The sequence below is a fragment of the Vicinamibacterales bacterium genome (genome assembly GCA_041659285.1).
In the GTDB taxonomy this organism is placed as follows: Bacteria; Acidobacteriota; Vicinamibacteria; order Vicinamibacterales; family UBA2999; genus 12-FULL-67-14b.
This window is the reverse complement of the sequence record JBAZYO010000007.1, coordinates 245,367-257,710: the sequence shown is the minus strand read 5'-3', so window position 1 is coordinate 257,710 and position 12,344 is coordinate 245,367. Positions and strand designations below refer to the sequence as shown.

The 12,344-nt window shown below is 66.5% G+C and carries 8 protein-coding genes; 6 read left to right on the top strand and 2 right to left on the bottom strand.

The window, feature by feature from the left end; translation table 11 throughout:
• Positions 1 to 2 precede the first annotated feature (2 nt).
• The gene (locus tag WC815_13710) at positions 3 to 2,261 is read right to left on the bottom strand and encodes a polysaccharide biosynthesis tyrosine autokinase (GenBank protein ID MFA5909830.1); all 2,259 of its coding nucleotides are present in this window, start codon (positions 2,259 to 2,261) and stop codon (positions 3 to 5) included.
• Between the two features lie 5 nt (positions 2,262 to 2,266).
• On the bottom strand, positions 2,267 to 2,857 hold the full coding sequence (locus WC815_13705) for an SdrD B-like domain-containing protein (GenBank protein MFA5909829.1): 591 nt from the start codon (positions 2,855 to 2,857) through the stop codon (positions 2,267 to 2,269).
• Between the two features lie 277 nt (positions 2,858 to 3,134).
• Here WC815_13705 and WC815_13700 point away from each other — a divergent pair, with 277 nt between their 5' ends.
• The 6 genes from WC815_13700 to WC815_13675 all read left to right on the top strand — a co-directional run bounded on the left by WC815_13700 (position 3,135) and on the right by WC815_13675 (position 12,320).
• Positions 3,135 to 5,333 carry a PQQ-binding-like beta-propeller repeat protein gene (locus WC815_13700; protein ID MFA5909828.1) on the top strand — a complete coding sequence of 733 codons (2,199 nt, stop codon included), beginning with the start codon at positions 3,135 to 3,137 and terminating at the stop codon, positions 5,331 to 5,333.
• On the top strand, positions 5,330 to 6,751 hold the full coding sequence (locus WC815_13695; protein ID MFA5909827.1) for a PQQ-binding-like beta-propeller repeat protein: 1,422 nt from the start codon (positions 5,330 to 5,332) through the stop codon (positions 6,749 to 6,751). Before WC815_13700 ends, WC815_13695 begins: the two co-directional genes overlap by 4 nt.
• Positions 6,752 to 6,819: 68 nt before the next feature.
• Positions 6,820 to 7,944 carry a PQQ-binding-like beta-propeller repeat protein gene (locus tag WC815_13690; protein ID MFA5909826.1) on the top strand — a complete coding sequence of 375 codons (1,125 nt, stop codon included), beginning with the start codon at positions 6,820 to 6,822 and terminating at the stop codon, positions 7,942 to 7,944.
• A gap of 101 nt (positions 7,945 to 8,045) precedes the next feature.
• Entirely contained in the window at positions 8,046 to 10,199 is a 2,154-nt protein-coding gene (locus tag WC815_13685) for an ATP-binding protein (protein MFA5909825.1), read from the top strand.
• The gene (locus tag WC815_13680; GenBank protein ID MFA5909824.1) at positions 10,192 to 10,593 is read left to right on the top strand and encodes a response regulator; all 402 of its coding nucleotides are present in this window, start codon (positions 10,192 to 10,194) and stop codon (positions 10,591 to 10,593) included. Before WC815_13685 ends, WC815_13680 begins: the two co-directional genes overlap by 8 nt.
• Positions 10,593 to 12,320, top strand: coding sequence for a GspE/PulE family protein (locus tag WC815_13675; protein MFA5909823.1), 1,728 nt, complete (start codon positions 10,593 to 10,595; stop codon positions 12,318 to 12,320). Before WC815_13680 ends, WC815_13675 begins: the two co-directional genes overlap by 1 nt.
• The last annotated feature ends 24 nt before the right edge of the window (positions 12,321 to 12,344 follow it).

Below are 12,344 nucleotides of genomic sequence, written 5' to 3'. Positions count from 1 at the left end.
GCTTAAGCCGCCGGGGACTCGGCGTAGTAGTTCTTGTACTGGTGGCCGTAGTACCGCGAGTAGTAGTACTTGTTGCGCCCGAAGTTGACCTTGTTGAGCACCGCGAAGACGTGGCGCGGATTGGCGCTGAGCAGGGTCTCGACGGCGCGCTCCGCCAGCCGCCAGCGGGTCATCTCGGCGCCGATCACGAACGTCACCGCGCTCACCAGCGGCGCGAGGATTACCGCGTCGGTGACCGCGAGCACCGGCGGCGTGTCGATGATGATCCAGTCGAAGGGCCCGGACTCGAGGCCGGTGAGCAGCGCCCGCATGCGATCCGACGCCAGCAGTTCCGACGGGTTGGCCGGCGTGCGGCCGGCGGTGATGGTCAGCAGGTTGGGATCGTGCGTCCGCTGCACGACTTCGCGCATCCGCGCCTGGCCCGCCAGCAGTTGCGAGAGGCCGCGGTCGTTGCTCATGCGCAGCGCCTTGTGCACGCTCGGCCGGCGCATGTCGGCGTCGATCAGCAGCACGCGCGCGCCGCCGACGGCGAGCGCCATGGCGATGTTCACCGCCGTGGTCGTCTTGCCCTCCAGCGGCTGCGAGCTGGCGACGGCGACCACGCGCGGGCCGGGTCCCGGCAGCTGCCCGGCCAGCGACGTGCGGATGGCGCGGTAGGCCTCGCCAAAGTCGTGCGGAACCGGTCCCGAAATCAGCGGATGGCGATCGCCCGAGACGATCGGCACCAGCCCGAGGAACTTGAGCTTCAGCCGGCGCGTGACATCCTCAGGCGTCTTGACGGTGTCATCCAGGTAATCAATGCCGAACGCGGTCGCCGCCGCCAGGCCCAGGCCGATGAACAGGGCATACATCCAGTCGGCCCGGTGGTTCGGCTTGTACGGGGCGCCCGGCGTCTCGGCGCGGTTGACGACGCGCACGTTGTTCGTGCGGCTGTTGGCGACCACCCGCAGTTCCTTCTCGCGGGTCAGGAGCTGGTTGTAAATCGTGCGGTTCGACTCCGCCTCGCGGGCCAGCACGGCGTAGTCCACGCCCTTGCGGCCGAGCGCGGTGGCCGCGGCCTTCGCCTCGTTGACCGACTCCTGGAGGACGCGCTCCTGGGTCTGCGCCGCCTCGAACTCGTTCTTGGCGTTCTGGATCGCCTTGCGCACTTCGGTATCGAGTTGCCGCTCGGCGTTGGCGAGCGAGGTCAAGACCTTCTGGTATTCAGGATGCTTTTCGCCGTAGCGTTCCGACACCCGGGAGCGGTCCTGCTGCAGGGCGTTGACCTGGACCCGCAACTGCTGCACGGCGCCGCTGTTGAGGACCGACGAAATCGAATCGACATCCTGGCCGGCGGCCTGGATCTGCCGCCACTGGCCCTCTTTCGTGATCCGCTCGGTGCGCGCCTTGGTGACGGCGTCGCTCAACTGGTTCAGCCGTGAGACGACGATGTTCTGGCCGCTGTCGAGCGCCCCGGCATCCTGGGTTTCCTTGTACTTCGCCAGCGCCAGCTCACTCTGCTTGACCAGGTCCGCCTGCTTCTGGACTTCGCCGGTCAGCCACTCCGCGCTCTTCTCGAGGTTGGTCACCTTCAGCGACAGGTTCTCCTCGACGTATTTCTCGGCAATCGCGTTCGCGGCGCGGGCGGCGAACTCGGGGTCCGACGAGTCGAAGCTCATGTCAACCAACTGGCTGCCACGAACCTGTTCGACCTGCAGCCGGCTGAGCAACGCGTCGGCGTGGCTCGAGTCATCGGCCGGGGACGGTTCCGTCAGCACCGCCGCCGGGCTCGACGCCGACGTGATCATGCGATAGGGAATCGAGGCGTAGCGCTTGATGGTGGCGATGCCCCGCGCCATCGGCGTGGGCTTCGGCCCCTGGCCGTTGAATTCCGGCACGCGCTCCAGGTTCAGCTCTTGCGCCACCCGGCCCGCCAGATCGCGGCCCCGCATGATGCGCAACTGCGTCTGCATGTAGACCTCGGGGTCGCCCACCACGACGTTGCGGGCGATCTCGGTCGGAGTGGCGACGTCGGCATTCGGATCCTCGATGAGAATCTGCGCCGTGGACCGGTAGGCCGGAATCTGGGAGTAGCTGTCGACCATCATCCAGCCGACCACCAGGACGAACACGGTGATGCTGGCCCATCGATACTTGTAGAGTACCGAAATGCGGTCGAAGAGGTGCGTGTCGGCCCCCATCGGCATGGCCGACGCCGCTGGTGCCGGCCCTTGTGAAGGTGCCGGAGTGGGTGGGGGCGTCTGCGGGGTTTCGTATGACATGCGCGCTATGGAGAAACGGGCGTGCCGGGGTCGGCTGGCCTGATGTCTTGGGCGACCGCAATCTGGATCGTCGTCGCCGTCATCGTCGTCTCGGCGCTCATGCCGAAGAAGTTCGCCATGTTCTGTTCCATGACCATGGCGCGGGTCGCGAAATCCCAGCGGCCGGGCAACTGCACCACGGTCTGGAGCGTTTCGAAGCGGGCCAGCGAACCGGCGTTGCTCAAGGCCACGATATAGCCGTCCACCATGACCATTTCGACGACGTAGGTCCCGGACTCCTCGATGGCGAACTGGTATTCGCCCTCGGCATTCGATTCGACTTCCTGTTCGACGGCGCCGGTGTTCAGGTTGCGCAACTGGACACGCACACTGGCCACCGGAACCTGCCGGATGTCGATCACCGTGCCGATGACCCGGGTGTTGCCGTTGAGGCCGTCCGGGCGCCATTGCGCCGCGAAGTTCACCGCGGACCGCTCGATTTCACGACTCGATGGCGGCGGTTCTTCCCGGCGCACCACGCCCCCCTGTTCAGCAGCCACACTGACGCAGAACGCCAGGATCAGGCCGGAGCCACTGATCAATTTGTGGTTTCGCACGAACACTCCTTCAGCCATGGCGCGGGGGGGAAACCCACAGTGCAACTATAGCTACCTTCACTTATCGGACGTGCGGCCGGTCGCCACAGCCCATATGACAGTATATGACATTAACGCTCACGTTGTCAAAACCTGCGCGCCCATGCCGGTTTTTCTGCCGTCACGGGTATTTTGAGTCCCGCCAACGCTTTCGGCGCCAGTCGCGGATACCATTTCGGGATGCCGCTGGCGTAAGCGGCCGGTGAAAGGAATGCGTAAGCAAATCATGTATGTCGCATTGATTCAGTCAGTTCTGCGGCGGGTCGCGATGGTGGCCGCGCTCGTGGCCGGCACGATTGCGGTGACCGGCGCCGCCGACTGGCCGGAATGGCGCGGGCCCTCGCGCGATGGCCACTCGGTCGAGACGAACCTGCCGGCGAAGTGGTCCCCGGCCGGCGACAACCTGGCGTGGCGCATCCCGATTGGCAGCCGCTCGTCACCGGTCGTCTTCGGCAATCGGATCTACCTCAATACCCCGACCGGCGACCCCGCCAACACGCAGGAGCGGCTGGTCGCGCTCGATGCGGAAACCGGGAAGATCGTGTGGGAGCGCCGGTTCAGCCTGTACTTGAGCGACGTGCCGCAGCATCGCACGTCGTGGGCGTCGCCGGCCGTGGATCCGGAAACCGGCAACATCTACGTGTTCACGGTCGCCGCGCAGCTGGTGTGCGTGGCGCCGGACGGGAAGGTCCTGTGGGATCGGTCGCTGCCGGATGAATACGGCGCCGTCACCACGCACGGTGGCCGCACCACCTCGCCCATCGTCGAGGGCGACAAAGTCATCCTGAACGCGCTGATCCTGGCCTGGGGCGATCTCAATCGCACCGGCAACCGCTACTTCGCGTTCGACAAGAAGACGGGCCAGACGGTGTGGATCGCGTCGCCGCAGACGCGCCACTACGACACCAACTACTCGACGCCGACCGTCGCCACCATCGACGGCACGCGCGCGATCATCGTCGGCGGCACCGACGGCGGCTACCATGCGTTGAAGCTCAATACCGGCGAGCGCCTGTGGTCGATCGAGGTTAGCAAGCGCGCCATCCTCAACAGCCCACTCTTCCGCGACAACGTGGCCTACGTCACCCACGGCGAAGAGAACATGGACACGACCGAGATGGGGATGATTGCGGCGGTCGATGCGACGAAGACCGGCGTGCTCACGCCCGAGGCGTTCAAGTGGCGGACCCGCGGCTTCCTCCCGAGCTATGCCTCGCCGGTGGCCGACGCCGAGCGCCTCTACACCATGGACAACAGCGCCATTGTCGGCGCGTTCGACCTCAAGACCGGCGCGCGGTTGTGGGAGAAGACGCTGGGCACGCTGCAGAAGGGCTCACCGCTCCTGGCCGACGGCAAGCTCTATGTCGGCACTGAGAATGGCAAGTTCTACATCCTGCGTCCCGGCGCCACCGGGGTCGAGGTGCTGGACGAGGACCTGCTCGGTACGGCGCAGGCCCCGGAACCGATCGTGGCCTCGCCGATCGTGGCGGATGGCCGCATCTACGTGACGAGCATGGACGCGCTGTATGCCATCGGCAAGCGGGTCCCGAGACGCGCATCGGGTGCATCGCGGGCGGCAGGTGCGTCAGGTGCATCAGGTGCGGCACCGGCCGTGGTTCAGGTGTTCCCGTACGAATCACTGCTGTCACCCGGGCAGACCGTGAACCTCAAGGCCCGGCTGTTCGACGCCAAAGGCAACTTCATTCGCGAGGAGCCGGCGGCGCAGTGGACCGTCGAGCAGTTAAGCGGCGCGGTGGACGCGAAGGGCACCTACACCGCCGCGGCGTCCGGCTCGACGGCCGGGGTCGTCAAGGCGACGGTGGGGACGCTGAGCGGCACGGCCCGCGTCCGCGTGATCCAACCGCTGCCTTGGGCCTGGGATTTCGAGACGGCCACGGCGGAAGCGCCGCCGTCATGGTGGACCGGCGCGCCCGGCAAGGTCTTTCAGCGCACGGTCGAGGGCGCCGGCAAGGTGCTGGTCCGTCCCCGTGATGAAACCGTCGGGCGCCGCGCCAAGGTGTTCTTCGGCGCGCCCACGCTGGCGGGCTACACTGTGGAAGCCGACGTGCGCGGCCGCGAGCAGCGGCGGCAGCGCGGGGACGTGGGCCTGATCAACGAACGCTATGGCCTGGTGCTGTTCGGGAACGGCCAGAAGATCGAGTTGCACCCGTGGCAGGCGGCGGACGAAATGACGGTGCGAGTGCCGTTCGCGTGGGACGCCGACAAGTGGTACCGCATGAAGCTGCGCGTCGATCACCTGGCCGACGGCACGGCCCGCGTCCGCGGCAAGGTGTGGCCGGCGGCGGATGCCGAGCCGGCGGCTTGGACGGTCGAGAAGATCGACAGGATTCCGCACCACATGGGCAGCCCCGGCATCTACGCCGACGGCATTTCCGATGTCTATTTCGACAATCTCAAGGTCTATAAGAGCCAATGATGAAACGCGCGTCGCTCGTCCTCGTGTTCCTCGTTGCCACCGGCGCCGGCCTGTCCGCGGACTGGCCGATGTGGGGCGGCACGCCCAGCCGTAACATGGTGTCGCCGATGACCGGCCTGCCCACGACCTGGGACATCAAGACCGGCAAGAACGTGAAGTGGGTCGCCGAGCTCGGCTCGCAGTCGTACGGCAACCCCACCGTCGGCGGCGGCGTCGTCATGATCGGCACCAACAACGAGGCGATGAAGGACCCGAAGCAGCCCGGTGACCGCGGCGTGCTGATGGCGTTCCGCGAAGCCACCGGCGAGTTCATGTGGCAGGCGACCTTCGAGAAGCTGTCGTCGGGCCGCGCCAACGACTGGCCCTTCCAGGGCATTGCCAGCTCCGCGCTGATCGTCGGCGGCATCGGCTATTTCACCTCGAACCGGGGCCAGATCGTGGCCGTTGATCTGCAGGGCTTCCACGACAACGACAACGACGGTCCCTTCACGGACGAGAAGCTCACCGGCAAGAACGACCCCGACATCATCTGGATCTTCGACATGATGGAGGAGGTCGGCGCCTTCCCGCACAACCTGTCCAACTGCTCGCCGGTGCCCGACGGCGACCTCCTGTTCTGCGGCACCTCGAACGGGCAGGACGAAAGCCACGTCAACATCCCGTCGCCGAAGGCGCCGTCGCTGATTGCCGTTGATCGCACCACCGGCAAGCTGGCGTGGGAAGACAACTCGGTCGGCGATCGCATCCTGCACGGCCAGTGGTCCACCCCCTCGGTCGGCGACATCGGTGGCGTCCGCCAGGTGGTGCACGCGCAGGGCGACGGCTGGGTGCGCGGCTACGAGGCGCAAACCGGCAAGAAGCTCTGGGAGTTCGACACCAATCCGAAGGATTCGGTGTGGCCGAAGACCCGCAACGAAGTGATCAGCACGCCGGTCATCTACGACAACGTCGTCTACATCTCGAACGGCCAGGATCCGGAACACGGCGAAGGCGTCGGCCACGCCTATGCCATCGACGGCACCAAGCGCGGCGACATTACGACGTCGGGCCGGCTGTGGCACTTCGACAAGATCCGCCGTTCGATCTCGACCGCGGCGATTAAGGACGGACTGATCTACCTCGCCGACTTCAGCGGCTTCCTGCACTGCCTCGACCTGAAGACCGGCAAGCCGTATTGGACGCACGACATGTTCGCGGCGATCTGGGGTTCGCCGATGCTGATCGGCGACAAGATCTACCTCGGCGACGAAGACGGCGACGTCGCGGTCGTCGAGCACGGCAAGACGTTCAAGCTGGTGTCGGAGCAGAACATGGGGAGCTCGGTCTACGCCACCCCGGTGCCCGCCAACGGCACGCTGTTCGTCATGAACCGCAACCAGCTCTACGCGCTGGCTGAAGGCGCGCAGCTCAAGAAGTAGGGTCCGGCTTCTTGACCACCGTAGCCTTGGCGAAGGTGGTCAGCCGGACCATGCGTCCATAGACCACCGTGAATCGCCGCGATTTCTTGCTCACCTGCGGGGCGCTGACCATAGCGCCCCGTGTACTGCGGGCCCAGGCGCCCGCTATCTCTCCTGCGGATCGCTGGGTCCAGTTCCGCGGTTCCCCCTCACTCACCGGCGTCTCGTCCACGACCATCGCCCCGGCCCCGAAACTGGCGTGGGCGTGGGAGGGCGGGGAAGCGTTCGATTCGTCGGCGGCCATCGTCGACGGCGTGGTCTACGTCGGGACGGCGACCGGCGAGCTGATTGCGGTGGGGCTGGCCGACGGCAAGCTGCGCTGGCGGTACAAGGCCGGCGAGGCCATCGGCGAATCGTCGCCGACGGTGGCGGGCGGCCGCGTCTTCATCGGTGACCTGATTGGCGTGGTCCACGCGGTGAACATCGCCGACGGCAAGCCCCTGTGGACGTTCAAGACCCAATCCGAGATCAAGTCGTCGCCGGTCGTCGCCGGCGAGCTGTTGTTGATGGGATCGTACGACGGCAAGCTGTACGGCCTCGACGCCGCCACCGGCAAGCAGGTCTGGGTGTATGGCACGGAGAACTACGTCCACGGCACGCCGTGCATCGTCAACGGCGTGGCGCATTTTGCCGGCTGTGACGAGATCTTCCATGCGGTCGACGTGAAGACCGGCAAGGAACGAGTGTCGACCTCCGCCACGGCGTACACCGGCGCGTCGGTGGCCATGGTCAATGGCGTGGCCTACTTCGGCACGTTCGACAACCAGGTGCTCGCGCTCGACCTCGCGTCTCGCAAGGTGCTGTGGCGGTACGAGCATCCCGATCGCAAGTTTCCCTTTTATTCATCCGCCGCGGTCGTGGATGGCACGGTGGTCCTCGGCGGCCGGGACCGCATGGTGCACGCGCTGGACGCGAAAACGGGGAAGGCCCGCTGGACCCACATGACCCGCGCCCGCATCGACTCGTCGCCGGCGATCGCCGCCGGCCGCGTCTACGTCGGCTCGAACGACGGCCGGTTGTACGCGCTCGATCTGGCCAGCGGCAAGGTCGCATGGGAACACGATGAAGGCGCTGCCCTCAGTGCGTCACCCGCCCTTGCTGCCGGCCGCATCGTAATCGGGTCTACCGAAGGCCGCCTGCTCTGTTTCGCGTAGGCAGAGCACGGGCCCGAACCGGGCCCCCGTGCTCGCCGCCGGCGGTTTGGGACTAACATGCGGGTGGGCCCGTACGCGGTCGGCCTGAGACGGTTGACTTTATGAAGAGACACCTCTCCGCGCTGGTCCTGGTAGCCGGCATGCTGCTGGCCGGTGCGCTCCTCGCCTTTTACCTGCAACAGGACGTCAAGTCACAGGTCATCGCGCAGTTCAACGCGTCTCAACTCCTGATCGCCCGGCAGGCCGCCCGGCAAATCGAGTCGTATCTCGATGCCCGCACCTTCGACATTCGCCGCCTTTTCTCGCTCTCGTCAATGCGCGACCTCGACGTCAAGGCGATGCCCGCCGACGTCCAGGCAACCTTTGGCCTCTTGAAGGCGGCGTATGTCCAGGACATCTCCATCCTCGATGAACTGGGGAGGGTCGCCTATTCCACAACCGGCGGCGCCACGGGGTCGCCCCGGATTGGCGCCGACGTTCAGGCCTGGGCCAGGGAGCCGGTCAACAAGGGAGCGGTCCGGGTCGTTGTCGAGACGCCAGGCAACCGCGGCGTGCCGGCAACGGAGCCGGGAGCGATGGGGCTATTCCTCGCGGCTCCCTTCTATCGGGAAGCTGACGCCGCCGGTGGGTCGGGATCCGGCGCGACCTTCGCCGGGTTACTGGTGCTGACGGTCGACTTGCAGGGACTCGTCGAGGGCTCACTCGGGGGCTCACCTGCGATCGGCCATCAACCGTCGCGCATCTGGGTAATGGATGACGGCGGAACGCTGCTCCTGCAATCCGAGCATCCGCAGATGGTGGCGCAAAACATCCGCGACACGAGCGAGGACTGCCGCCAGTGCCATGTCTCCTTCGACTATGCGCAGAACATGCTGGCGACGAAGATGGGCACCTCGGAATATCAGATCGAAGCGCAAGACAGCCGGGTCGCGGCCTTTGCGCCGATGAACTTTCAGAACGCTTCGTGGATTGTCGTGGTGAACGTCCCACGGGACGACATCACGGGGTTCATGCGGACCACCACGATCAAGACCCTGGCGCTATTTGGTGTCGTCGGCACGGTGGTCGGCTTCGTGATTCTCTCGATCTACCGGAACTCGCGGCAGGAAGTCGTCATCGCGGAGAAGGCGAAACACCTCCGGGAAAAGGAGAGGCTGGTCGACCAGTTGCGGGAGGCGGGAGACTACCTCGATAACCTGTTCGAGTCCGCCAACGCGCCGATCATCGTGTGGAATTCGGAACGCCGGATCACCAGGTTCAACCGCGCCTGCCAGCGGCTGACGGGCTACCCGGCCGCCGAGGCCATCGGCCAGGAGCTGGGACTGTTCTTTCCCGCCAGCGGCCGGGAAGAATCGATCGCCAAGATCGTGCACTCGGCGGGCAGCGAGGACATTGAATCCCCGGAGATTCCGATTCTGCGAAAGGACGGGACGATCCGGATTGCGCTCTGGAACTCGGCCGAGATCCGCAGCGGGGACCGAACCGCCGTCATCGCCACCATCGCTCAGGGCCAGGACATCACCGAGCGCAAGCGGGCGGAGCAGATGAAGGCCGACTTTGTCTCCTTCGTGACCCACCAGCTCCGCACGCCGCTTTCCGGCATCCGGTGGCTGCTCGAGTTGACGGGACAGGACCAGACGTTGTCGGATGACACGGCCTCGTTCATCGCCGACGCGCGCGCGGCGGCCGAACGCCTCATCACGCTCGTCAACGACCTGCTGGCCGTCTCACGCCTCGAGGGCGGACGGCTCGTGGTGCGCCCCGAACCCCTGGATCTGGCCGGCCTGACGACGGAGGTGGTCGACGAGGTGACCCCCCTCATCCGCGCGAAGAACCAGCAGATCACCGTGCCCGGCGCCGCCGCGGCGCCCCTCGCCTACGGCGACCGGAAGCTGGTGCGCGAGGTGATCATGAACCTGTTGTCGAACGCCATCAAGTACACGCCGCCCGATGGGACGATCACCGTGTCGATGCAACCGAGCGGCGACCTGGTGCAGTGGGCGGTGCACGACACCGGCATCGGCATCCCGCTCGCATCGCAGGCTCACCTGTTCGAGAAGTTCTATCGCGCCGAAAACGCCTCGGTCATGAACACCGAAGGAACCGGTCTCGGGCTCTACCTCGCGCGGCTTATCCTCGAACGATCGGGCGGCCGCGTCTGGTGCGAGTCGGTGGAAGGCCGGGGCTCCACCTTCACCTTTGTGCTGCCGGCCGCGCCGGCGCCCGCCACTGCCCCGGAGGCTACCCGTGAGTGAGAACGTGACGTCCACGCCCGCACGCCGAATCTTGCTCGTGGAAGACGACCACTTTCTTCGGAAAGCGGCCCAGACCTCGCTGACGCGCCGCGGCTATCATGTCGTGACGGCCGCCGACGGCGAGGAGGCGCTGCGGCTGGTCCGCACCGAAAAGCCGGAGCTCATCCTGCTCGATCTCATCATGCCCAAGATCCAGGGCTTCGAAGTGCTGAGGACGCTGAAGGCCGACGCCGACACGGCGGCCATCCCGGTGATTGTCCTCAGCAACCTCGGCCAGGACCACGACCGCGAGGCGACGCTGGCGGCGGGCGCGATCGCCCACCTCGTCAAGGCTAACATTTCCCTGGTGGAGCTCGTGGCCGAGGTCGATCGCGCCCTGGCCGCGAAGGCGTGATGGCGGCCGGCCTGCGCGCCACCGAGGACGAATTCCGAGCGCTGCTGGTCGACCAGCTCGGGGTGATCAGCGCCGAGGCGTTCGCGGCCGCTCAGGGCATTGCCACCCGGATGCGGGTGCCCCTGGAAGAGGCACTCGCCGAGCGGGGCCGCGTACCGCTCCGGTTCATCCTCGAGCAGCTGGCCGACACCTGGGGCGTGGAGTTTACCGAGCTGCGGGTGTCCGACGTCAAACCCGACGCCCTCCACCTCGTGAACGGCGAGTACGCGCGATCCCATCACCTGATCCCCTTCGACGTCGTCGGCGACAAGCTGGCGGTGGCGATGGCCGATCCGCGCAACAAGCGGCAGATCGCCGAGCTGGAACAGCTGAGCCACCGGGCCGTGGTGCCGTATCTCGCGTCGCCCGACAGCATCGATCGGGCACTGCTGCTCTATCGAGGCGACCTGCTCGACCTCCTCAAGCGCGCCACGGCGGAGAATGCGTCGGCGACCACGAGCGCCGAGTCGACGCCGATCGAGCTCTTGACGCACATCCTCGAATACGCCGCGGTCACCGCGGCATCAGATGTCCACATCGAGCCCTACGAGCACGAAACCCTCATCCGCTTCCGTGTCGACGGCGTCCTCCGGGAGGTCATCAGCGCGCCGCCCGCCACGATCGGACCGCTGGCGGCCCGCATCAAGGCCCTGTCCGGGATGCGCATCGACGACCGGCGGTCGCCACAGGACGGCCGCTTCGAAGGGACGGCTGGCTCGATGCGGTTCGACCTGAGAGTGTCGTCGCTGCCGACGCAGTGGGGCGAGAAGATTGTGATGCGCGTGCTCCCCAAGAGCAGCGCGACGCTCGACCTCGAAGGGCTCGGCTTCAGCGAGCGCGACCTGGCCATCGTCTCCCGCAACATCCTGCGGCCGTTCGGCATGGTGCTGGTGACCGGCCCCACCGGATGCGGCAAGAGCACCACGCTGTACGCGGTTCTGGCGCGCCTGGCCGCCGAGCGCATGAGCATGGTCAACATCTCGACGATCGAAGACCCCGTGGAGCATTCGATGTCGCGGGTGACCCAGGTGTCGGTCAACCCGCTGGCCGGCATCGACTTCGCCGGCGGCCTCCGCGCGCTCCTGCGTCAGGATCCCGACATCATCATGGTTGGCGAGATTCGAGACCGCGAGACGGCCGAAATCGCGGTGCGGGCCGCGCTCGTCGGCCGTCTGCTGATTTCGACGCTCCACACCAACGATTCGACGACGGCGATTCCGCGCCTGATTGACATCGGCGTGGAGCCCTACCTGCTCGCCTCCACGTTGACGCTGGTCGTCGCGCAGCGCCTGGTGCGCCGCATCTGCACGAGCTGCCGCCAGAGCGTCGCGCCCGACGAGGCGTTGTCCGCGGCGGTTCTGCGCCGGCCGGAGTTCGCCGCCTCTCTGCCGGCGCTCCAACAACGGGGCCTCGTCACCGCAGCCGGCAAGAATACGGAGAACCTGAGGCTCTTCCGCGGCGGCGGGTGCGGCCGGTGCGGCGGAACCGGGTACAGCGGACGCATTGTCATTTGCGAACTGTTCGAGATCGACGCGGCGATTCGCCAGCTCATCTCCACACGCTCTGACGCTTCGCTGTTCCGCACCACTGCCATCGGCCATGGCATGCGCACGATGTTCGAGGACGGGCTGGAGAAGGTCCTGCTCGGGGAAACGACGATCGAGGAACTGGTGCGCGTCACCACCTGAGGCGGCGGCGCAGTATGATGGCCC

Coding starts and splice junctions, on each gene's coding strand:
- WC815_13685 (MFA5909825.1), top strand. CDS start 8,046: ATGAAGAGACACCTCTCCGCGCTGGTCCTGGTAGCCGGCATGCTGCTG.
- WC815_13675 (MFA5909823.1), top strand. CDS start 10,593: ATGGCGGCCGGCCTGCGCGCCACCGAGGACGAATTCCGAGCGCTGCTG.
- WC815_13710 (MFA5909830.1), bottom strand. CDS start 2,261: ATGTCATACGAAACCCCGCAGACGCCCCCACCCACTCCGGCACCTTCA.
- WC815_13695 (MFA5909827.1), top strand. CDS start 5,330: ATGATGAAACGCGCGTCGCTCGTCCTCGTGTTCCTCGTTGCCACCGGC.